Below are 22,287 nucleotides of genomic sequence, written 5' to 3' on the forward strand. Positions count from 1 at the left end.
TAGTTGTAAATTTGGTGGAAAAGCCACAGATATTGCCGCCGAATACAAAACGTTACATATTGCGGCCCGCATGGCGCGGAGTGGTTGTAATTAGGGCCTCAGCCCCATTCTGCCTGATAAACAGATGTGTCCAGCATAAAAAACAGCCCGCTATCGCGGGCTGTTGTTTTTTCGCCTGCCGGTTGTTGCGTTATTGCAGCTCGGTTTGCAGCTTGCCCAGCGCGGCTTTGACGAAGTCGTCGGACAGCGGCTTGCCCTGCTTGTCCTGAATTTGCAGCGTGGTGCTGCCGCCGGTCTGTTCCAGCAGCTTGATGCGGTATTCCTGCTCGGTCGGTTTCACCGCCTTGCCGTCGCCGCTCTTCCAGAAAGCCAGGCTGGACCAGAAGCCGCTGCCGGAGTCTTCCTTGCTGTCGGTCTCGCCCTTGGCCGGCTTCACGTAGTACAGGCCTTGCGAGCGGTCGCGGTCGGTGACGATCAGGCCGACGCGGTCCAGCGCCAGGCCTACGCGGCGCCAGGCGCGGTCGAAGCCGTCGGCCAGCTGCAGTTGGCCGTCTACGATAGGGTCTTGCGGCTTGGCCGGCTTGGCCAGCGTTTGCTGAACCTGCGCCTTGGCTTTCTCTTCGGTCATGCCCAGGCGGATCATGAAGCGGCCCAGCAGCTCGGCTTCCAGATTGGGGTCGGTCGGGCGAGCCTGCCAGATGGTGTTGGTCTTGCTGTTGTCGGCGTAGACCTCTTCCATGCCGCGGTGTGAGAAGTAAACCTCGGTGCCTTGCGGCGTGTTTTCCAGGCGGATGCGGAACTTGTCGCGTTCGCCGGTGGAGTAGACGCTGCCCAGGCCGACGGTTTCCAGCAGTTTGCGCAGGCCGTCGTTGGGCAGTTTGGCGCGGTTTTCCGCCCAGTCGGTTTCCATGATGCCGACGCTCGGGTCTTCGGTTTTGATGACGAAGCCGTTTTCTTGCCAGAAGGCCTTCAGCACCGGCCACAGTTCGGCGGCCTTTTTGTCGCCGACCAGCAGCCAGCGCTGGGTGCCGGCGCGCTCCATGCGCACCTTGTCCAGTTGATTGATGGCGATCGGGGACGTGGCGGCGGCGACGGCGGGATCGGCGCTGGCGGTCGTGACGCCGCCGGGCAGGTTGTACTTGTTCTGGATCTGCGGGGTGGTCAGATCCGGCGGCACCTCCAGGCTGTTAGCCGTGGCTTTCGGGGCGTCGGACTGATAATCCAGAGGCTTGCTAAGCGGTTGCGGGGTGCTGCAAGCGGCCATCATGCCAGTTGCCAACAGAATCGCGACGGACGCGCTGTGTTTCATGCGGACTCCCATCGTGCAGGGGATGATCAAAGGATTTCTGCTTGTTTCAGGGCCGCTTCGACGGCTGCCTCGGCAGCTTGGCTGAGCGGGGTGAGCGGCAGGCGGATGCCTTCGCGGATGTGTTGCATCCGGACGAGGGCCCACTTGGCCGGGATAGGGTTGGGTTCGATGAACAGCTGCTTGTGCAGGCCTTGCAGCTTGTCGTTGATCGCGCGGGCCTGGCGCGCGTCGCCGGAGGTGGCGGCCACGCACAGCGCGCTCATTTGCTTGGGCGCGATATTGGCGGTGACAGAGATCACGCCATGGCCGCCGCACAGCATGAACGCCATGCCGGTGGCGTCGTCGCCGGAGTACAGCGCGAAATCCTTCGGCGCGCGCAGCGCCAGGTCGCAGGCGCGGCCGATGTCGCCGGTGGCGTCCTTCAGGCCGACGATGTTCGGGTGCTCGGCCAGGCGCAGCGCGGTGTCGTTGCTCATGTCGGCGACGGTGCGGCCGGGGACATTATAAAGGATGACCGGCAGCGGGCTCGCGTCGGCGATGGCCTTGAAGTGCTGGTAGATGCCTTCCTGGGTGGGCTTGTTGTAGTAGGGCACCACCGACAGCACCATGTCGGCGCCGGCGTCGGCCGAGCGCTGTCCCAGTTCGATGGCTTCGGCGGTGGCGTTGCCGCCGGCTCCGGCGATGACCTTGACGCGTCCGGCGGCGTATTTGACTACGGCGGCGACCACTTCGATGTGTTCTTCCACAGACAACGTGGCCGATTCGCCGGTGGTGCCGACGGCGACGATGCCGGCAGTGCCGTTTTCGATGTGGAACTCAACCAATCGTTGCAACGCTGCGAAGTCCACCGCGCCATCCTGCGACATCGGTGTGACCAGAGCTACCAAGCTGCCGGTAAGCATAGTTCTGCCTATCTGGGATAAGGATTTACAAGGTTTACGATTGTAGCGGAATTCGTCTGGCTGGCAAAAGTTCGTGGCGAAGCGGCGGCGGGGGCTTCGGGAATGCCGGGCGATTGTGCTAGAATCCTACGTTTTTCCGATACTTACGGCGAGCTGGCTGAAGGATCCCACAGCGTGATTACCACAAGCAACATTACCATGCAGTTTGGCGTGAAACCCTTGTTCGAGAAGGTTTCCGTCAAATTCGGCGAAGGCAACCGTTACGGCCTGATCGGCGCCAACGGTTCCGGCAAATCCACTTTCATGAAGATTCTGGGCGGCGACCTGGAACAGACCGCCGGCGAAGTGGCCATCGAAAACGGCCTGCGCCTCGGCAAACTGCGCCAGGACCAGTTCGGCTACGAAGATCAGCGCGTGATCGACGTGGTGATGATGGGCCATACCGAGATGTGGGCGGCGATGAGCGAACGCGACGCCATCTACGCCAATCTGGAAGCCACCGAAGACGATTACATGCACGCGGCCGAACTGGAAGCCAAGTTCGCCGAGTACGACGGCTACACCGCCGAGGCGCGCGCCGGCGAGCTCCTGATGGGCGTCGGCATTCCGGTGGAGCAGCATTTCGGCCCGATGAGCGAAGTGGCCCCGGGCTGGAAGCTGCGGGTGCTGCTGGCGCAGGCGCTGTTCTCCAATCCGGACATCCTGTTGCTGGACGAACCGACCAACAACCTGGACATCAACACCATCCGCTGGCTGGAGCATGTGCTGAACGAGCGCAACTCCACCATGATCATCATTTCGCACGACCGCCACTTCCTGAACTCGGTGTGCACCCACATGGCGGACCTGGACTACAACACCATCCGCATCTACCCGGGCAACTACGACGACTACATGATCGCGTCGGCTCAGGCGCGCGAGCGCCAGCTGTCGTCCAACAGCAAGGCCAAGGAGCGGATCCAGGAGCTGCAGGAGTTTGTGGCCCGCTTCTCCGCCAACAAGTCCAAGGCCCGCCAGGCAACCAGCCGTCTGAAGCAGGTGGACAAGCTGAAGTCCGAGATGGTGGAAGTGAAGCCATCCAGCCGCCAGAACCCGTTCATCCGCTTCGAAATGGACGACAAGTTCAAGCTGCACCGTCAGGCGGTGGAGGTGGAGAGCCTGAACAAGGCTTATGAGAACAAGGTGCTCTTCAAGGATTTGAACCTGATTCTGGAAGCCGGCGCGCGCCTGGCCGTCATCGGGCCGAACGGCGCCGGCAAGACCTCGCTGGTCAAGCTGTTGGCCGGCGCCTTCGAAGCCAAGTTCGCCGAAGGCCTGAGCGCCGACTACGGCAGCATCAAGTGGGCGGAAAAGGCGCAGATCGGCTACTTCGCCCAGGACCATGAAGCCGATTTCGACTCCGACATGACGCTGACCGAGTGGATGCGCGAGTGGGGCCAGGAAGGCGACGACGAGCAGGTGATCCGCGGCACGCTGGGCCGGCTCTTGTTCGGCGGCGACGAAGTGGGCAAGGCGGTGCGCGTGCTGTCGGGCGGCGAGAAGGGCCGCATGCTGTACGGCAAGCTGATCCTGCAGAAGCCGAACGTGATGATCATGGACGAGCCGACCAACCACATGGACATGGAGTCGATCGAATCCCTGAACATGGCGCTGGAAAAGTACAAGGGCACGCTGATCTTCGTTTCGCACGACCGCCAGTTCGTCAGCAGCCTGGCCACCCATGTGCTGGAGCTGGACGGCAAGGGCGGCTACGACTACTACACCGGCAATTACGAAGATTACCTGGCCAGCAAGGGTCTGGAGTAAATTTGGATACGGTCTGTCACAGGCCGTAGCTTTACCGGCGGGAGGGCGTGCGCTATATTGCGGTGCACAAACTCCCGCTTTTTCATGGGCGCCGTCCCCGGCGCGACAACAATAATCAGGGACCCGGCCAGGAAGGCCGATGCTGGAGACATCACGTGCTCATCCGTCCTGGTGACCTGGTGAGATCTGCAAAGTGAAAGAAGGGAATACCATGCGTTTAAAAGGGAAAGTGTCCATCATCACCGGTTCGGCCAGCGGCATCGGCAAGGCCACCGCCGAGAAATTCGTCAAGGAAGGCGCCATCGTCGCGGTGTGCGACCTGAACCCGGACGCGGTCAAGACCGTCGTCGATGAACTGAAGGCGCTGGGCGGCGAGGCCTACGGCTATCGGGTGGATGTGACCGACAAGGCCCAGATCGCCGACATGGTGGCCGACTTGAAAACCCGCTGCGGCCGCATCGACGTATTGGTCAACAACGCCGGCATCGTCCAGGACGCGCAGTTGATCAAGATGAGCGAAGACCAGTTCGACAAGGTGATCGACATCAACCTGAAGGGCGTCTACAACTGTGCCCGCGCCGTGGTGGACACCATGGTGGAGCAGGGCGGCGGCGTGATTCTGAACGCCTCGTCGGTGGTGGGCGTCTACGGCAACTTCGGCCAAACCAACTACGCTGCGGCCAAGTTTGGCGTGATCGGCTTCGTCAAGACCTGGGCCAAGGAGCTGGGCAAGAAGGGCATCCGCGCCAATGCGGTGTGCCCGGGCTTCGTCGCCACCCCCATTCTGAAGGCGATGCCGGAGAAGGTGCTGCAGGCTATGGAAGACAAGGTGCCGATGCGCCGCATGGCCGATCCGGCGGAGATCGCCAACGTTTACGCCTTCCTGGCGTCGGACGAGGCCAGCTACATCAACGGCGCCGCGATCGAGGTGACAGGCGGCCTGACGCTGTAAGCGCCCGGTCCGTCCATGAAAAACGCCCCGGCTTGCCGGGGCGTTGTCGTTGGCGGCGCGGATGCGGCTAGTCGTCCAGCTCGCCCTCGTGGGCCAGCAGCGCGGAATCCACCTCGCGGCGGTGCAGGTGCGGCGCGAACAGCTCGACGAAAGTGTAGGCGAAACCGCGCAGATAGGCGTCCTTGCGGATGCCGATCTTGGTGGTCGACGGCTCGAACAGGTGGCCGGCGTCGATCGCCACCAGGTTCTGGTCGCGTTCCGGCTCGAAGGCCATACTGGCGATGATGCCGATGCCGAGGCCGAGCGAGACGTAGGTCTTGATCACGTCGGTGTCGATGGCGGTCAGCACCACATTGGGCGTCAGGCCCTGGTCGGCGAACGATTTGTTGATCTTGGAGCGGCCGGCGAAGGCGAAATCGTAGGTGACGATCGGGTAGTCGGCGATGTCGGCCAGCGTCATCTTGCGGTCCAGCTGGCTGAGCGGGTGGCCGCGCGGCACTACCACCGAGCGGTTCCACTCATAACAGGGCAGCATCGCCAGTTCCTTGTACAGCGAGATGCCCTCGGTGGCGATGGCGAGGTCGGCTTCGCCGGACACCACCATTTCGCAGATCTGCGTCGGGCTGCCCTGTTTCAGCGACAGCCGCACCTTGGGATAGCGGCGCACGAATTCGGCGATGGCCTGCGGCAGCGCGTAGCGCGCCTGGGTGTGGGTGGTGGCGATGGTCAGCGCGCCTTCCGACTCGCGGGAGAATTCGTCGCCGACCCGCTTGAGATTTTGCGCTTCGCGCAGGATGCGCTCGGAAATGCGCAGCACTTCCTTGCCCGGCTCGGACACCGACACCACCCGCTTGCCGTTGCGGATGAACACCTGGATGCCCAGCTCGTCCTCCAGCAGGCGGATCTGCTTGGATATGCCGGGCTGCGAGGTGTGCAGCTTCTCAGCGGCTTCGGAAACGTTCAGCCCCTGCTTGGCCACTTCCACCAGGTAGCGAAGTTGTTGTAGCTTCATTTTGTCGGCCTGCCCTCTATAAAACCTGTAGTAATTAAATACTAACACAATATTCTTTTAGGTTTATAAGCGCTTTGGTTAGGATACCCTCGAACCAACCCCGGAGCGCTCGATGAGCCTGGAGTCCAAACTCGCCGCCACCACGGCCCTGCTGAAAACCATAGCCCAAGCGCATCCCGACGCGGCGCTGGCCAACAGCTACGGCGCCGAAGACATGGTGCTGACCGACCTGATCGCCAGCCTGGGCCTGCCGCTGCAGAGCTTCAGCCTAGATACCGGCCGGCTGCCGGCGGAAACCTACGCGTTGATGCAGCAGGTGGCTGAACGCTACCCCGGGCACCCGGTCAGGGTCTATTTCCCCGACACCGCCGCCACCGAGCAATACGTCAACCTGCACGGCATCAATGGTTTCTACCAAAGCGTCGATCTGCGCAAGTCCTGTTGCCAGGTGCGCAAGATCGAGCCGCTCAGGCGCGCGCTGGCGGGCCGCTCGGCCTGGATCACCGGCCTGCGGCGCGAACAGTCCCCGACCCGGCAGGATCTGGCCAGCCAGGAATACGACGCCGACAACGGCTTGCAGAAGTTCAGCCCGCTGCTGGACTGGACCGAGGCCGAGGTATGGCAGTACCTGCGCGAACGCCAGGTGCCGTACAACGCGCTGCACGACCGCCATTACCCGTCGATAGGCTGCGCGCCCTGTACCCGCGCGATCAGCGTCGGCGAGGATATCCGCGCCGGCCGCTGGTGGTGGGAAAACCCGGAAACCAAGGAATGCGGGCTGCATGTGAAAGCCAGCCCGCTGCAACGCCCCGTCTGATCCTGCCGGCCCGCAGCCGTCGGCATTCCCGCTGGAATCCAAACATGTATCGATATGACGAAGTAGACCATCGCCTGGTGAAGGAACGCGTCGCCCAGTTCCGCGACCAGACCCGCCGTTTCCTGGCAGGCGAGCTGTCCGAAGACGAATTCCGGCCGCTGCGGCTGATGAATGGTCTCTATATCCAGCGCCACGCGCCGATGTTGCGGGTGGCCATTCCCTACGGCCATCTGCGCAGCGAGCAGCTGCGCAAGCTGGCCGACATCGCCCGCCGCTACGACAAGGGCTACGGCCACCTCACCACCCGGCAGAACATCCAGTTCAACTGGCCGGCGCTCTCCAGCGTGCCGGACATCCTGGAAGAACTGTCGACAGTGGAGATGCACGCGATCCAGACTTCCGGCAACTGCGTGCGCAACACCACCACCGACGCCTTCGCCGGCGTGGCGGCCGACCAGCTGTTCGACCCGCGCCCCTACTGCGAGATCATCCGCCAGTGGAGCACCATGCACCCGGAGTTCAGCTTCCTGCCGCGCAAGTTCAAGATCGCGGTATCGGGCAGCGAGGAAGACCGCGCCGCCACCATGGTCCACGACATCGGCCTGCATGTCAGCCGCAACGAAGCCGGCGAAGTGGGCTTCCGCGTGATGGTGGGCGGCGGCCTGGGCCGCACGCCCATGGTGGGCGAGGTGGTGCGCGAATTCCTGCCGCGCCAGCATCTCTTGACCTATCTGGACGCGGTGCTGCGGGTGTACAACCGCTTCGGCCGCCGCGACAACAAATACAAGGCGCGCATCAAGATCCTGGTCAAGGCGATGACGCGCGAAGGCTTCGCCGCCAAGGTCGAGGACGAATGGCTGCACCTGAAGGACGGCCCGTCCACCTTGCGCGATGAGGACGTCGCCCATTACGCCAGCTTCTTCGTCGATCCGGACTACCAGCCGCTGGCGGACATGCCGGAAGCGCTGCGATCGGCGCTGGCCGAAGACAAGGCTTTCGCCCGCTGGTATGAGCGCAATACCCGGCCCCACCGCCAGACGGGCTACCGCTCGGTGATCCTGTCGTTGAAGGAAACCGGCGCGCCGCCCGGAGACATCACCGACGCGCAGATGGACGCCGCCGCCGACTGGGCCGACCGCTTCGGCTTCGGCGAATTGCGGGTGGCGCACGAGCAGAACCTGGTGTTGCCGGACGTGGCGCAGAAGGATCTGCACGCCTTGTGGCTGGAGGCGCGCCAGGCGCGGATGGCCACGCCCAATATCGGCCTCTTGACCGACATCATCAGCTGCCCCGGCGGCGACTTCTGCTCGCTGGCCAATGCCCGTTCCATCCCGGTGGCCAACGCCATCCAGCAGACCTTCGACGACCTGGACTACCTGTACGACCTGGGCGACATCGCCTGCAACTTCTCCGGCTGCATGAATGCCTGCGGCCACCACCATATCGGCAATATCGGCATTCTCGGCGTCGACAAGAACGGCGAGGAGTGGTACCAGATCACGCTGGGCGGCAGCCAGGGGCGGGATACCACCATAGGCAAGGTGATCGGCCCCTCGTTCGCCCAGGCCGATGTGCCGCGCGCGTTCTCGAAAATCATGCAGGTCTACCTGGAGCGCCGCCAGGTGGGCGAGCCCTTTATCGATACGCTGCGCCGCGTCGGCGTGGAGCCTTTCAAGGAGAGGGTGTATGCCCCAGTACATTAAGGATGGACGCATCCGCGCGGACGGCTGGACGCGCTTGCTGCCGGACGAGCAGGGCGCCTTGCCGGCATCTCCCGCCGATAGCGACGTGATCGTCCCGCTGGTCGCTTGGCTGGCGGATGCCGGCAAATGGCAGGCGCGCGGCGGCCGGGTCGGGGTGTGCCTGGCGCCGGACGACGATCCGGCGCTGCTGGAGCCGTACCTGGCCGACCTTGTCCTGATTGCCATTGACTTTCCGGCATTCACCGACGGCCGTGGATACAGCCTCGCCAGGCTGCTGCGCGAACGCTATGATTATGCCGGCGAGCTGAGAGCGGTGGGCGATGTGTGGGCGGATTTGATCCGACCCTTGTGGCAGGTGGGGTTCGATGCTTTCCAGATCAAGGATGGCAAAGCGCTGGGGGATGGTGATTATTACAATACTTTCAGCGATAGCTATCAAGTAACATATCGACAGCCATTGCCACTGTTTCGCAGACGCGTCACATAACAGTAATGTGTCGCATAGGGGAGACAGGTTGCGCAAATCATTAGCGAAATGTGATGTATTTATGCAACGCTATAATGACTTTGCGCCGTGCCCCGTGTTGACATGGTGTTGCTGCATTCCTATAGTGCGGGTTAACTGCATTAACACAGCATGTAGCCATCTCTGATGTTTGCAGTCAACTTGTTCGCGTGGTCTTTGCGTCAGCCCGCATTGCTACCCATTTTATAGATTAAAGAGGGAATAACATGACTAAACAGCTGAAACTGAGCGCACTGGTTGCCGCCCTGTTGGTTTCTGCTAGCGCTTTTGCTGCTAAACCGGGTTACGCCGTAGACCAATCCACCGACGCAGTGACCCGCAACAGCTACGGCGAATGCTGGAAGACCACCTACTTCGACAAGGCCAAGGACGGCCTGGTTGAGTGCGGCGATCGCGAAGCGGCCAAGCCGGTAGTCGTAAAAGAAGCGCCGAAGCCGGTTATGGTTTCCGTGAAGGAAAAAGTTACCCTGTCCGCTAAGGTTCTGTTCGACTTCAACAAGAACACCCTGCGTCCGGACGCCAAGAACGAACTGGACCCGCTGGTCGCCAAGCTGAAGGCTCACGCCGGCCAAGGCCACCTGAACGGTGTTGAAATCGACGGTTACACCGACTTCATGGGTTCCGACAAGCTGAACAACGCTCTGTCCCAGAAGCGCGCTGACGCTGTCAAGGCTTACTTCGAGAACGCTGGCGTTCCGGCCGAGAAGATCACTGCCGTAGGCAAGGGCAAGGCTGAAGCCAAGATGACCGAAGAGTGCAAGGCCAAGTTCCCGCGCTACGTGAAGAACAAGAAGCAAAACGCCGAGATCAAGGCTTGCATCGAGTCTGATCGTCGCGTAGAAGTTGTGATCGACGCGGTTAAAGAATCCGTAGTCGAAAAGCCGGCTAACTAATCGTTCCGGTTTGAATCAAAAAAACCCCGTGCTTTGCGCGGGGTTTTTTGTTTTCTTGCGCAGCCGATAACGGCTGGACGCTATTGACCGCTGGCGGATACAATCGAAGGTTTCAGGATGTATGTAAAGACCGCCAATGCAGGTATTTCTGGGAGATCCGCGTCGCTTCGCCCTGCCGGGCTGCGCCTTGACCATCGGCAACTTCGATGGCGTGCACCAGGGGCACCGACGCATGCTGGAACGGTTGCGCCTTGAGGCGCGCGCGCGCGGCATGCCGACTGCCTTGCTGACTTTCGAGCCGCACCCGCGCGAGTTCTTCAGCCGCGGCAACCCGCCGGCGCGCCTGTCGACGCTGCGCGACAAGTTCGTGATGCTGGAGGAGTTGGGCCTGGTCGACTATGTGTTCGTCTACCGCTTCAACCACAGCTTCTCGAATATGCCGGCCGGCGAATTTGTCGACAAAGTGCTGGTTGAGGAGCTGAAAACCCGTTACCTGCTGATCGGCGATGATTTCCAGTTTGGCTTTGCCCGCAAGGGGAATTTCGACTTGCTGGCGTCCTGTCCGCATTTCGCCACCGAAGCGATGCCGTCGGTGCTGGTGCAGGGCGAGCGCGCTTCCAGCACCCTGGTGCGGGAGAGGCTGGCCGCCGGCGACCTGGATTCCGCGACTTCGCTGCTGGGCAGCTGCTACCGGATATCGGGCAAGGTGATGCATGGCAAGAAACTGGGGCGTACCATAGGCTTTCCGACCGCCAACATCCATCTGCCGCACCTGAAGCCGGCATTGCAGGGGGTGTTCGTGGTGGAGGCGGATACGCCGTTCGGCCGCCTGGGCGGCGTGGCCAGCCTGGGGCTGAACCCCACGGTCAGCGACACGCCTGACTACAAGCTGGAAGTGCACCTGTTCGATTTTGCCGGCGATCTCTACGGCAAGCGTCTGACCGTACGATTCCTGAAGAAGCTGCGCGATGAAGCGCGCTATGATGATTTGGCGACACTGGTGGCGCAGATAGAGCGCGACGCGGCCAGTGCCAAGACCTATTTGACAAGTTTGCAGCGAGAGCAGGCATGAGCATCGATTATCGTAAAACCGTAAACCTGCTGGATACACCCTTCGCCATGCGCGGGGATCTGGCCAAACGCGAACCGGCCTGGGTCAAGCGCTGGCAGGAAGAGAAGCGCTATGAAAAGCTGCGCAAGCTGTCCGCCGGCCGTCCCAAGTTCATCCTGCATGACGGCCCGCCGTACGCCAACAACGACATTCACCTGGGCCACGCGGTCAACAAGGTGCTGAAGGACATCATCGTCCGCTCCAAGACGCTGGCCGGTTTCGACGCGCCTTACGTGCCGGGCTGGGACTGCCACGGCCTGCCGATCGAGCTGATGGTGGAAAAGCTGCACGGCAAGGACATTCCAGCCGCCAAGTTCCGCGAGCTGTGCCGCGAATACGCCAAGGAGCAGGTGGCGCGCCAGAAGAAGGGCTTCATCCGCCTGGGCGTGCTGGGCGACTGGGACAATCCCTATCTGACCATGGACTTCAAGACCGAGGCCGACATCGTCCGCACCCTCGGCAAGATCCATGAAAACGGCTACCTGACCAAGGGCGAGAAGCCGGTGCACTGGTGCATCGAGTGCGGCTCGTCGCTGGCCGAAGCCGAAGTGGAATACGAAGACAAGGTGTCGCCGGCGATCGACGTCGGCTTCAAGGTAGTCGACGCCGACAAGGCCGGCGCCGCTTTCGGCGCCGACGCCAATGGCGCGATGGCGGTGATCTGGACCACCACGCCGTGGACGCTGCCGGCCAACCAGGCGGTCGCCGCCGGCGCCAATCTGGATTACCAGCTGGTGGACACGCCCAAGGGCAAGCTGATTCTGGGCAAGGATCTGGTCGAGTCGGCGATGAAGCGCTACGGCGTGGACGAGTACCGCGTGCTGGGCGAAGCCAAGGGCGAGGCGCTGGAGCTGATCCAGCTGCAGCACCCGTTCTATGCCCGCCAGGTGCCGGTGATCCTGGGCGATCACGTCACCACCGACGCCGGCACCGGCCTGGTGCACACCGCGCCGGCCCACGGCCTGGAAGACTTCCAGGCCGGTCTGCAGTACAAGCTGCCGATCGCCAATCCGGTGGCCGACGACGGCCGCTACAAGAGCACCACCGAAATCTTCGCCGGCATGCTGGTATGGGACGCCAATCCGCGCGTGATCGAAACGCTGGAATCGCACGGCGCGCTGGTGCACAAGGCCAAGCTGGAGCACAGCTACCCGCATTGCTGGCGCCACAAGACGCCTATCATCTTCCGCGCCACGCCGCAGTGGTTCATCAGCATGGACCGCCAGGCCAATGGCGGCGAGACGCTGCGCGAAGTCAGCCAGCGCGCGGTGGACGCCACCGAATTCTTCCCGTCCTGGGGTCGCGCCCGCCTGGACGCGATGATCAAGAACAGCCCCGACTGGTGCGTATCGCGCCAGCGCAACTGGGGCGTGCCGATGACCTTCTTCATCCACAAGGAATCGGGCGAGCTGCATCCGCGCTCCGCCCAGCTGCTGGAAGAAGTGGCGCTGCGCATCGAGCAGCAGGGCATCGAAGCCTGGTTCAGCCTGGACGCCAAGGAATTGCTGGGCGACGAGGCCGAGCAATACCGCAAGCTGACCGACACGCTGGACGTGTGGTTCGACTCCGGCGCTACCCACTTCGCGGTGCTGAAGCAGCGCCCGGAGCTGGCCTGGCCGGCCGACCTGTACCTGGAAGGCTCCGACCAGCACCGCGGCTGGTTCCAGTCGTCGCTGAAGACCGGCTGCGCCACCATCGGCCGCGCGCCGTACAAGCAGCTGTTGACCCACGGCTTCACTGTCGATGACAAGGGCTACAAGATGTCGAAGTCCAAGGGCAACGGCATCGCGCCCGAGGAAATATGCGGCACGCTGGGCGCGGACATCCTGCGCTTGTGGGTGGCCAGCGCCGACTACTCCGGCGACATGTCGCTGTCGCAGGAAATCCTGAAGCGCACCACCGAAAGCTACCGCCGCCTGCGCAACACCATCCGCTTCCTGCTGGCCAACCTGTCCGATTTCAGCCCGCTGGAGAACACGGTGCCGCTGGCGGACATGGTGGAACTCGACCAGTACGCGCTGCTGCGCGCCCGCGAGGTACAGGAAAAAGTGGTGGGCGAGCTGTACTCCCGCTACGCCTTCCACCACGTGGTGCAGGACGTGGTCGGCTACTGTTCGGAAGACCTGGGCGCATTCTACCTGGACGTGATCAAGGACCGCCTGTACACCACCCAGGCCGACAGCCACGCCCGCCGCAGCGCGCAGACCGCCTTGTACCACATCACCCGCAGCCTGTTGCTGATGGTGGCACCCATACTGTGCTTCACCGCCGACGAGGCGTGGAACGTGCTGGTGGACAGCGAGGAAGAATCGACGCTGTACCACATCTGGCATGAGTTCCCGAGCCAGGCGCCGGAGCGCGAACAGGCGCTGGCCGGCAAGTGGCAGGCCATCCGCGAGCTGCGCGCGCAGGTCAACAAGCAAATCGAAGAACTGCGCAGCGCCGACAAGCTGGGCTCCTCGCTGCAGGCCGAAATCGAGATCGACGCGCCGGTCGCGCTGGCGCAGCAGTTGCTGAGCCTGGGCGACGAGCTGAAGTTCGTGCTGATCGTCTCCAAGGCCAGCGTCAAGGAGGCGGCGGAAGTCGCGGTGCGAGTTCACGCCTCGACGCACGACAAGTGCGAGCGTTGCTGGCACTACCGCGCCGACGTGGGCCGCCAGGCTGGCCACGGCGCGGTCTGCGGCCGCTGCGTCGACAATCTGGACGGCCAGGGCGAGCATCGCCGCCACGCCTGACCGTCTGACGCGGGGCCGCCATGGCGGCCCCGCCAGCCCATGGAAACTGATTGATGGATTCTGCAATGACTATGCCTGGGGCCCGCCGCTGGTCCAAATGGTTCGTGCTGGCGGCGCTGGTCATCGTGCTCGACCAGTTCAGCAAGCTTTATTTCAACGGCCATTTCCAGTACGGCGAAGTCCGCTCGGTAGTGGAAGGCTTTTTCAGCTTCACGCTGGTTTACAATCCGGGCGCGGCCTTCAGCTTCCTGCACGATGCCGGCGGCTGGCAGAAGTATCTGTTCACCGTGCTCGCGTTCGCGGTGTCGGGCTGGCTGGGCTGGAATATCGTCAAGGGCCGCTTCTCCGGCCTGATGAACCTGGCCGCCGCCTTCATCATCGGCGGGGCGCTGGGCAATGTGATCGACCGTCTGGCCTATGGCCATGTGATCGATTTCATCATGGTCCACTACTACAACCAGTGGTACTACCCGGCGTTCAATCTGGCGGACTCCTTCATCTGCGTCGGCGCCGCCTTGATGGTGCTGGACAGCTTTAAAAAACCGTCGCGCTGAGCGCGATGGCGGGAAACATCGCGATGGCCCGCGGGCGGGCCATGCGCGGCTACGCCGGCAACGCTTTCGCGCGGCCGGATCGAGGAAATACGGATGACGAAGACCATCATGCTCGCCAATCCGCGCGGCTTCTGCGCTGGCGTTGACCGAGCCATCGCCATCGTCGAGCGCGCCATCGAGCTGTACGGCGCGCCCATCTACGTGCGCCACGAAGTGGTGCACAACCGTTTCGTGGTGGATGACCTGCGCGGCAAGGGCGCGGTGTTCATCGAGGAGTTGAAGGACGTGCCGGCAGGCAGCACCTTGATCTATTCCGCGCACGGCGTGCCGCTGTCGGTGCGCGCCGAGGCCGAGGCGCTGGGGCTGCAGGTGTTCGACGCCACCTGTCCGCTGGTGACCAAGGTGCACGTGGAAGTGAAGCGCATGCACAAGGCCGGCATGGAAATCATCATGATAGGCCACGCCGGCCATCCGGAGGTGGAGGGCACCATGGGCCAGGTGGATGGCGGCATGTACCTGGTGCAGACCGTCGCCGATGTCGCCACGCTCCAGGTGGCGCGGCCGGACGCGCTGTCCTATGTCAGCCAGACTACCTTGTCGGTGGATGAGACCCGCGACATCATCGAAGCGCTGAAAGCCCGCTTCCCGGCGATACACAGTCCGAAGAAGGACGATATCTGCTACGCCACGCAAAACCGCCAGGATGCGGTCAAGCAGCTGGCGGAGGACTGCGACATCGTGATCGTGGTGGGCTCGCCCAACAGCTCCAACTCCAACCGCTTGCGCGAAGTGGCGGCGTTGAAGGGCGTGGACGCCTATATGGTGGACAATGCCAGCCTGCTGGAGCCGCAATGGTTTGTCGGCAAGCAGCGGGTGGGCCTCACCGCCGGGGCCAGCGCGCCGGAAGTGCTGGTGCAGGCGGTGATAGACCGCATCAAGACTTTCGGCATCGGCCAGGTTGCCGAATTGCCCGGCGTGGAGGAGAGCACGGTGTTCGCTCTGCCGCCGGCGCTGCGGCAAGCTTGATGGCGCTTTGGCGCTGCCGACAAGAAAAAAGCCTGCGATGGTCGCAGGCTTTTTTTGTCGGGGATGGTGCTCGGCATTTACATCCGGCGCGGGCTTGAATAGCATGTTTGCATAAAACGTCAGCCTGCGGCCTGGCCACCGCGCCAGGGCAGGCTCCCGCCGATGACTCAACCATGGATAAAGCCGCGATGAACCTTGCCAAACTGATGCCCTTGCTATCCTGCGCCCTGTTGCTGGCCGCTTGCGCCACAACGCCCGGCGCCAGCGCCGTGGCAGGCGATGACTCCGGGCGCGAAGAGCCGAAGTATCTCACCGGCAGCAATATTCCGCACCGCGGCGGGAAGACCGAGGTGTTGACGGACCAGGCGATGCAGGACTTGGCCGACCAGATTCATCGCGGCAGCCCGGTTACCTCGTTCGGCAAGCCCTGAGGCTGGGAAGGACGCAAGCGCGTCCCGCTGCTGATTGCTGCGCTCAGAAAGGCAGTTCCGGCTGCGCCCCCTGCGGATGCTCGATGCGGGCCTCGGTGCTGCCCTCGGCCAGCCGCAATGTCACTTTCTCGTGGTTGAGCAGCTCGGACGGATGCTTCACCGCCTTGCCGTCGCGCTTTTGCACGATGGCGTAGCCGCGCGCCAGCACCGCGTCCGGGTTGAGGGCGGTCAGCGTGGCGGACAGCTGCGCCAGCTGCTGGCGGCGGTTGTCCAGCAGCCTGTCGCGCGCGCGCTGCAGCCGGTCTTGCCGTTGCCGCAGCGATTGCGACAGGGCGCCGAAATCGGGCTGATGGCGGGCCATGCGGCTGCCAGCCAGCTGCAGCCGCCAGCGGCCTTGTTCGAAGGCGGCGTCGACGCGCCGGCGCAGCCCTTGCGACAGCGCAGCCAGCCGTTCGCGCCGCGCCTGCAGCTTGGCGCCCGGATGCAGCAGGCGGCGGCCCAGGAAGTCCAGTTGCTGGGTCTTGTCCATCAGCAGCCGGCTCAGCGCGCGCTCCAGTCCGCGGCGGGTCTGTTCCAGCTGCATGGCGAGGTGCTCGCGGTTGGGCGACACTAGTTCCGCGGCGGCGGTGGGGGTCGGCGCGCGGCGGTCGGCGACGAAGTCGCAGATGGTGAAATCGGTTTCATGGCCGACGCCGCTGACGGTGGGAATCGGGCAAGCGGCCACGGCGCGGGCGACGACTTCCTCGTTGAACGACCACAAGTCCTCTATGCTGCCGCCGCCGCGGCAGACGATCAGCACCTCCACCTCGCGCCGTTCTCCCGCGGTCTGGATGGCCTTGGCGATTTGCTGCGCCGATCCTTCGCCCTGCACCTGGGCCGGGTAGAGGATCAGCGGAATGCCGGGCATGCGGCGGCGCAGCGTGCTGACCACGTCGCGCAGCGCGGCGGCTGCCGGCGAAGTGACGATGCCGATGGCGGCGGGGTGGGCGGGCAGCTCGCGCTTGCGGCCGTTATCGAACAGCCCTTCCGCTTGCAGTTTGGCCTTCAGCCGCTCGAAGGCTTCGAATAGCCGCCCCAGGCCAGCCGAGCGCATCTCGCCGACATTGATCTGAAAATCGCCGCGCGCCTCGTACAGCGTCACCTGGCCGCGCAGCTCCACCTGCATGCCTTCGCGGGGACGGAAAGGCAGCGCCGACACCTTGTGGCGGAACATCACGCAACGCACCTGCGCGCCGCCGTCCTTCAGCGAGAAGTAGGCGTGGCCGGAAGCGGCCAGCGTCAGATTGGAGATTTCTCCGCCTATCCATACCGGCGGAATGCCGGCTTCCAGCAAGTCGCGCGCCATGCGGTTGAGAGAGGAGACGCTGATCACATCCTGGCTGCGATCAAAAAAATTCTGTCTTGTCAAGTGATCCACAATGGCTCGCTGGAGTAATTATTCAATGTCCACCTCGGGGGCAACGCTTGCGTAGTGTTTGATATCGGAGTTAAAACATAATCGAATCAATGGCTTGCAAAAATCAATCCCCGAGTGAAAAATCGCCGCAAGCCTGTGCCGACGGGCATCCGCGCCAGCTATGCACCGGCTTATCAACAAAGTTATCCACAGCTCGGGGCGGAAACGAGGGGCGTTGCCCGAGGGGCCTGCATCCGCTTGGCGCGGCGGCGCGGTATTGCCAATGGCATGATGTTTTTCCGCCGCAGGCTCGAGTAAACGCTTGCTATTTGCGCAGCAGCAAACCGGCTTTCGGGCGCTGACTGGTATGCAACAGGTTGTCGCGCGGCGGCGGCGGGCCAGTGCGACATGATACCAAGAGCCAGGGCGCTTGGCAGCGCATCATCCCGTTCATGGGTGAGGGAGGACGGATTCATGCAAAGCGACTGGTTGCAGTGCTGTCAGGGCGATATCACCGCGCAGCAGGTGGACGCCATCGTCAATGCTGCCAACAGCAGCCTGCTGGGCGGCGGCGGCGTGGACGGCGCCATCCATCGCGCCGCCGGACCAGGCTTGCTGGCCGAGTGCCGCGGCTTGGGCGGTTGTCCGACCGGCGAGGCGCGCTTGACCCAAGGCTATCTGCTGCCGGCGCGTTATGTGATCCATACCGTCGGTCCGGTTTGGCGGGGAGGCGCTTGCGGCGAGGCGGCCCTGCTGGCCGCCTGCTACCGCAGCTGCCTGGCGTTGGCGGAGCAGCAGGGCATAGCCAGCATCGCGTTTCCAGCTATCAGCTGCGGCGCTTACGGCTATCCGCTCGACCATGCCTGCAGGGTGGCGGCTGCGGCGCTGCGCGACTGGCTGCGGCGCGGGCCGCATAGCCTGCGCCTGGTGCGGCTGGTGGCGTTCGACGCGCGGGCGCTGGCCGCCTATCGGCGGGCGCTCAGCTGACCTGGTCGCGGGCGGGGCGCGGCAGCTGGCCGCCGCAGTGCTTGCAGAAGCGGGCGTCCCAGTCATGGCCCTCGCTGAAGCAATGCGGGCACAGCCGGGTGGCCGATTGGTTGTCGGCGTTGGCGGCGGGCTTGCTGCGGGCGATTTCGGCGGTGACGATGCCGGTGGGCACCGCGATGATGCCGTAGCCGGTGATCATCACCAGGCTGGCCAGCGCCTGGCCCAGCGGCGTTTTGGGCGTGATGTCGCCGAAGCCCACCGTGGTCAGGGTGACGATGGCCCAGTAGATGCTGATCGGGATGCTGGTGAAGCCGTGCTCCGGCCCCTCGATCACGTACATCAGCGTGCCCAGGATGATCACCAGCAAGATGACGGTGGCGAGGAACACCGTGATCTTGCGCCGGCTGGCGGCCAGTGCGCGCCGCAGCTCCAGCGCCTCGCTCAGGTGGCGGCTGAGTTTGAGTATGCGGAACATCCTGAGCAGGCGCAGGATGCGCACGTCGGCCAGGAAGCGGCTTTCCGGGATGAACAGGCCCAGGTACAGCGGCAGGATGGACAAGAGGTCGATCACGCCGAAAAAGCTTTTCACGTAGCGCAGCGGCTTGTGCACGCAGATCAGCCGCAACGCGTACTCGACGGTGAACAGTATCGTGAAAGCCCAGTCCAATACGCTCAGCAGCGTGCCGTAGCGCTGCCGCACGCCGGCCACGCTTTCCAGCATCACGCAGGCGACGGAAATCAGGATGGCCAGCGTCAGCGTCAGGTCGAACAGGCGGCCGGCGCGGGTATCGGCCTCGTAGATGACGATGTAAAGCTTGCGGCGCCAGCCGGCTAGCGGAATCAGGGTTTCCTGGGTGGGCATGGGTGTCTGGCCTGTGTTTCCATTGACTATAACAAAGCCGCGCGGCGCGGCCATGCGGGATGTGTTTTGTTGGTTTGCTGGATATAAGCAAACAATATTAGGTGGGATTCTAGCGATTGATTATGATGCTGGGGAATATCATTGCAGATATTGTCGGCAAATGAGGAATAAGACTATGCGCATCGCCCATACCATTACCGACCTGATCGGCAACACGCCGCTGGTCAGGCTCAACCGCGTCACCGACGGCGTCGGCGCCACCGTGGTGGCCAAGCTGGAGTTCTTCAACCCGGCGCACAGCGTCAAGGACCGCATCGCGGTGGCGATGCTGGACGCGGCGGAGAAGGCCGGCAAGATCGGCCCGAACACCGTCATCGTCGAGCCCACCTCCGGCAATACCGGCATCGGCCTGGCGATGGTGTGCGCGGCGCGCGGCTACAAGCTGGCGATCACCATGCCGGAAACCATGAGCAAGGAACGCCGGCAACTGCTGAAGGCCTACGGCGCCGAGCTGATCCTGACCCCGGGGCCGGACGGCATGGGCGGCGCCATCGCCAAGGCCAAGGCGCTGGTCGACGAGTTTCCCGACACCTATTTCATGCCACAGCAGTTCGAGAACCCGGCCAATCCGGAAATCCACCGCCATACCACCGCCGAAGAAGTGTGGAACGACACCGACGGCCAGGTCGACATTTTCGTGGCCGGCGTGGGCACCGGCGGCACCATCACCGGCGTCGGCGAGGTGTTGAAGGCGAGGAAGCCCGGCGTGCAGATCGTCGCGGTGGAGCCGGACGCCTCGCCGGTGCTGTCCGGCGGCGCCAAGGGGCCGCACCCGATCCAGGGCATAGGCGCGGGCTTCGTGCCGGCCATCCTGAATACCGGCATTTACGACGAGATCATCCGCGTCAAGAACGACGACGCGATGCAGACCGCGCGCGAAGTGGCCACCAAGGAAGGCATCCTGGTCGGCATCTCGTCCGGCGCGGCGGTGTGGTCGGCGCTGCAACTGGCCAAACGGCCGGAAAACGCCGGCAAGCTGATCGTGGTGGTGATTCCGTCGTTCGGCGAGCGCTATCTGTCCACGGCGCTGTTCGAACATCTGGCCTGAGCCATCCGCCGCCATCCAGCCCGGCCCGCGCCGGGCTTTTTCATGTCCGCGCCATCCATCGCCATGTCTTTGCCGTTGACGGCGCGCGGGCAGGGCGGGCTACAATGGCCGGCATGAAAAGACAGCTTATCGCTTTCTCCCTGCTCGGTTCGCTGACCGCGTGCAGCGCGCTGCAGCAACTGGGGGCGCCGGTCCATTCCGGCACGGGGGCTTCGTCCCGGCCGGCGCCGTCGCGCGCCGCCGACAAGGTCGATCAATTGCTGGCCGAGGCCAACCGCCTGGCCGACCAGGTGAAGAGCGGCGCGCTCACCCGCACCGCCGCCGCCGACCAGCTGGGCGCCGCCCGGCTGCGGATAGCCGGCGCCAACCCGGTCGACAACGACAACTTCGCGGTCTACCGCCAGTTGACGGTAGACCGCGAGGCAGGCCGCATCGATTCCGACGCCTTCCGCTCCCGGCTCGAGCAGCACCTGCGCGAGTGGATGCGGCGCTGGCCGAAGTATTCGTCCAAGCCTGCCGATCCGGCTTTCACCAATTTTCTGCTGAAACTGTACGGTTTGCCGCCGCTGGGTTACTGATGAAGTCGAAGAAACAAGCCAAGGCCGCCTGTCCCTGCGGCGGCGGCGAGCTGTCCGCCTGCTGCGGCCGGTATCTGGCGGCCGACGCGCCGCCGGCGCCCAGCGCCCAGGCCTTGATGCGTTCGCGCTTCAGCGCCTACGCGCTGGGCCGGGAAGATTACCTGCTGGCGACCTGGCACGCGTCGACGCGGCCGGCCGCGCTGGATCTGGCCGAGGACGCCGGGGTGGTCAAGTGGATCGCGCTGGAGGTGTTGCGCTGCGAGGCGGGACTGGCCGGCGACGCCGCCGGCATCGTCGAATTCGTCGCCCGCTACAAGGTGGGCGGCAAGGCGGAAAAACTGCGCGAGGTCAGCCGCTTCGTCTGCGAGGACGGCCGCTGGTATTACGTGGCGGGCGAGGTGTCCTGAACGGCGCTTGCGCTGGCGCAAGTTTGACGGCATCAGCGATTGACCGCGGCGCGGCCGCGGCGGGAGCATGAAGTTTTCCAAGCCTGGAAAAATCATGCTCACCATCTATTCCGAATCCCATCGCCTGCAGCACGGCCGCGCCGAGCTGATCGATGGCACCCTCAAGCCCTGCTTTGAAACCCCATCCCGCGCCGACATGGTGCTGGCCGCCGTGCGCGAGCGCGAGCTGGGCGACGTGATCCACCCGCGCCGCCATGGCCTGGCGCCGATCCTCGCCGTGCATGACGACGGCTATGTCCGCTTCCTGGAAAGCGCCTGGCAGCGCTGGAGCGCGCTGGGACGCTACCACGACGCGCTGCCCAAGATGTGGCAGATCCGCCGGCTGCGCGAAAGGGTGCCGGAGCAGGTGGAAGGCCAGCTCTGCTATTACTCGATGGATTGCGGCACGCCGCTCACCGCCGGCACCTGGCCGGCCATCACTGCCGCCGCCGATTGCGCGCTCACCGGGGTGGAGCGGCTGATCGGCGGCGAGCGGGCGGCGTTCGCGCTGACCCGGCCGCCCGGCCATCATGCCGCGCGCGACTATTGCGGCGGCTATTGTTTCTTCAACAACGCCGCCATCGCCGCGCAGGCGCTGCGCGAGCACGGCCTGCGCAAGGTGGCGGTGCTGGATGTCGACTATCACCACGGCAACGGCACCCAGGACATCTTTTATGCGCGTTCCGATGTGCTGTTTCTGTCGATACACGGCGACCCGGCCACCGAGTACCCGTTTTTTCTCGGTTTCGCCGACGAAAAGGGCGCGGGCGAGGGGCTGGGCTACAACTTCAACTTTCCGCTGCCGGCCGGCGCCTGCGTCAGCACCTGGTTTGTCGCGCTGGACTGCGCGCTGGAGCAGATCGCCCGCTTCGGCGCCGAGGCGCTGGTGGTGTCGCTGGGCGTCGACACCTATCAGGGCGATCCGATCTCGCGTTTCCGGCTGGATTCGCCCGACTTCGTCACTCTGGGCGCCAGGCTGGCCGGTCTGAAGCTGCCGACCTTGTTCTGCCTGGAAGGCGGCTACGCGGTGGAGCCGATAGGCACCAATGTGGTCAATGTTCTGGCCGGCTTCGAGGCCCGCTGCTAGGCGCTGCTTTTCTCGCCGGCTTGGCCTATGTTCAAAGAGTCCGCGT

21 protein-coding genes are annotated in these 22,287 nt (G+C 63.9%); 16 read left to right on the plus strand and 5 right to left on the minus strand.

Going from position 1 to position 22,287, the window contains the following annotated elements; all coding sequences use genetic code 11:
* Positions 1 to 190: 190 nt before the first annotated feature.
* Together bamC and dapA are read right to left on the minus strand one after the other, a co-directional pair.
* Entirely contained in the window at positions 191 to 1,309 is a 1,119-nt protein-coding gene (gene bamC / locus MY55_RS10680; RefSeq protein ID WP_043576373.1) for an outer membrane protein assembly factor BamC, read from the minus strand.
* A 26-nt stretch (positions 1,310 to 1,335) separates the two neighbouring features.
* Positions 1,336 to 2,211 (minus strand): 4-hydroxy-tetrahydrodipicolinate synthase, encoded by an 876-nt coding sequence (gene dapA, locus MY55_RS10685; protein ID WP_043576369.1) that lies wholly within the window; start codon positions 2,209 to 2,211, stop codon positions 1,336 to 1,338.
* Between the two features lie 174 nt (positions 2,212 to 2,385).
* Between dapA and MY55_RS10690 the strand changes: the two genes are divergently transcribed.
* Together MY55_RS10690 and fabG are read left to right on the plus strand one after the other, a co-directional pair.
* Positions 2,386 to 4,017, plus strand: a complete 1,632-nt coding sequence (locus tag MY55_RS10690) for an ABC-F family ATPase (RefSeq protein ID WP_043576366.1) — start codon at positions 2,386 to 2,388, stop codon at positions 4,015 to 4,017.
* Between the two features lie 211 nt (positions 4,018 to 4,228).
* A complete protein-coding gene (gene fabG, locus MY55_RS10695) occupies positions 4,229 to 4,969 on the plus strand; it encodes a 3-oxoacyl-ACP reductase FabG (RefSeq protein ID WP_043576363.1) in 741 nt (246 codons plus the stop codon).
* 67 nt (positions 4,970 to 5,036) lie between these two features.
* Here the strand turns inward: fabG and cysB are convergent, their stop codons facing one another.
* A complete protein-coding gene (cysB, locus tag MY55_RS10700; protein ID WP_043576361.1) occupies positions 5,037 to 5,981 on the minus strand; it encodes an HTH-type transcriptional regulator CysB in 945 nt (314 codons plus the stop codon).
* Positions 5,982 to 6,093: 112 nt separating this feature from the next.
* Here cysB and MY55_RS10705 point away from each other — a divergent pair, with 112 nt between their 5' ends.
* The 9 genes from MY55_RS10705 to MY55_RS10745 all read left to right on the plus strand — a co-directional run bounded on the left by MY55_RS10705 (position 6,094) and on the right by MY55_RS10745 (position 15,777).
* Complete coding sequence (locus tag MY55_RS10705) at positions 6,094 to 6,798, plus strand: phosphoadenylyl-sulfate reductase (RefSeq protein WP_043576359.1); 705 nt, start codon at positions 6,094 to 6,096, stop codon at positions 6,796 to 6,798.
* Between the two features lie 44 nt (positions 6,799 to 6,842).
* Positions 6,843 to 8,501, plus strand: a complete 1,659-nt coding sequence (locus MY55_RS10710; protein WP_047236355.1) for a nitrite/sulfite reductase — start codon at positions 6,843 to 6,845, stop codon at positions 8,499 to 8,501.
* On the plus strand, positions 8,485 to 8,988 hold the full coding sequence (locus MY55_RS10715; protein WP_047236356.1) for a DUF934 domain-containing protein: 504 nt from the start codon (positions 8,485 to 8,487) through the stop codon (positions 8,986 to 8,988). Before MY55_RS10710 ends, MY55_RS10715 begins: the two co-directional genes overlap by 17 nt.
* Positions 8,989 to 9,233: 245 nt before the next feature.
* Positions 9,234 to 9,920, plus strand: coding sequence for an OmpA family protein (locus tag MY55_RS10720; protein WP_043576350.1), 687 nt, complete (start codon positions 9,234 to 9,236; stop codon positions 9,918 to 9,920).
* Between the two features lie 136 nt (positions 9,921 to 10,056).
* Positions 10,057 to 10,992 carry a bifunctional riboflavin kinase/FAD synthetase gene (locus tag MY55_RS10725; protein WP_043576348.1) on the plus strand — a complete coding sequence of 312 codons (936 nt, stop codon included), beginning with the start codon at positions 10,057 to 10,059 and terminating at the stop codon, positions 10,990 to 10,992.
* Positions 10,989 to 13,766: an isoleucine--tRNA ligase gene (gene ileS / locus MY55_RS10730; protein WP_047236357.1), complete on the plus strand. Its 2,778-nt coding sequence runs from the start codon at positions 10,989 to 10,991 to the stop codon at positions 13,764 to 13,766. Before MY55_RS10725 ends, ileS begins: the two co-directional genes overlap by 4 nt.
* A 71-nt stretch (positions 13,767 to 13,837) precedes the next feature.
* Positions 13,838 to 14,320 carry a signal peptidase II gene (gene lspA / locus MY55_RS10735; RefSeq protein ID WP_230623389.1) on the plus strand — a complete coding sequence of 161 codons (483 nt, stop codon included), beginning with the start codon at positions 13,838 to 13,840 and terminating at the stop codon, positions 14,318 to 14,320.
* Positions 14,321 to 14,413: 93 nt separating this feature from the next.
* Positions 14,414 to 15,346: a 4-hydroxy-3-methylbut-2-enyl diphosphate reductase gene (gene ispH / locus MY55_RS10740; RefSeq protein ID WP_043576340.1), complete on the plus strand. Its 933-nt coding sequence runs from the start codon at positions 14,414 to 14,416 to the stop codon at positions 15,344 to 15,346.
* A 173-nt stretch (positions 15,347 to 15,519) separates the two neighbouring features.
* The gene (locus MY55_RS10745) at positions 15,520 to 15,777 is read left to right on the plus strand and encodes a hypothetical protein (RefSeq protein WP_157889286.1); all 258 of its coding nucleotides are present in this window, start codon (positions 15,520 to 15,522) and stop codon (positions 15,775 to 15,777) included.
* Between the two features lie 43 nt (positions 15,778 to 15,820).
* Here MY55_RS10745 and xseA read toward each other — a convergent pair whose 3' ends face one another.
* On the minus strand, positions 15,821 to 17,185 hold the full coding sequence (gene xseA / locus MY55_RS10750) for an exodeoxyribonuclease VII large subunit (protein ID WP_076098111.1): 1,365 nt from the start codon (positions 17,183 to 17,185) through the stop codon (positions 15,821 to 15,823).
* Positions 17,186 to 17,647: 462 nt separating this feature from the next.
* Between xseA and MY55_RS10755 the strand changes: the two genes are divergently transcribed.
* A complete protein-coding gene (locus MY55_RS10755; RefSeq protein WP_043576334.1) occupies positions 17,648 to 18,160 on the plus strand; it encodes an O-acetyl-ADP-ribose deacetylase in 513 nt (170 codons plus the stop codon).
* Here MY55_RS10755 and MY55_RS10760 read toward each other — a convergent pair.
* On the minus strand, positions 18,153 to 19,022 hold the full coding sequence (locus MY55_RS10760) for an ion transporter (RefSeq protein ID WP_047236359.1): 870 nt from the start codon (positions 19,020 to 19,022) through the stop codon (positions 18,153 to 18,155). The genes MY55_RS10755 and MY55_RS10760 overlap by 8 nt on opposite strands.
* Before the next feature lie 175 nt (positions 19,023 to 19,197).
* On the opposite strand from MY55_RS10760, the gene cysK reads away from it, so the two are divergent.
* The 4 genes from cysK to MY55_RS10780 all read left to right on the plus strand — a co-directional run bounded on the left by cysK (position 19,198) and on the right by MY55_RS10780 (position 22,241).
* The gene (cysK, locus tag MY55_RS10765) at positions 19,198 to 20,130 is read left to right on the plus strand and encodes a cysteine synthase A (protein ID WP_043576331.1); all 933 of its coding nucleotides are present in this window, start codon (positions 19,198 to 19,200) and stop codon (positions 20,128 to 20,130) included.
* A gap of 113 nt (positions 20,131 to 20,243) precedes the next feature.
* The gene (locus MY55_RS10770; protein ID WP_065202361.1) at positions 20,244 to 20,708 is read left to right on the plus strand and encodes a hypothetical protein; all 465 of its coding nucleotides are present in this window, start codon (positions 20,244 to 20,246) and stop codon (positions 20,706 to 20,708) included.
* Entirely contained in the window at positions 20,708 to 21,115 is a 408-nt protein-coding gene (locus MY55_RS10775) for a YchJ family protein (RefSeq protein ID WP_043576329.1), read from the plus strand. The genes MY55_RS10770 and MY55_RS10775 overlap by 1 nt, the downstream gene beginning before the upstream one ends.
* 94 nt (positions 21,116 to 21,209) lie before the next feature.
* Positions 21,210 to 22,241, plus strand: a complete 1,032-nt coding sequence (locus MY55_RS10780; protein WP_047236360.1) for a histone deacetylase family protein — start codon at positions 21,210 to 21,212, stop codon at positions 22,239 to 22,241.
* Positions 22,242 to 22,287 lie beyond the last annotated feature (46 nt).

The organism is Chromobacterium subtsugae, assembly GCF_001676875.1.
In the GTDB taxonomy this organism is placed as follows: Bacteria; Pseudomonadota; Gammaproteobacteria; order Burkholderiales; family Chromobacteriaceae; genus Chromobacterium; species Chromobacterium subtsugae.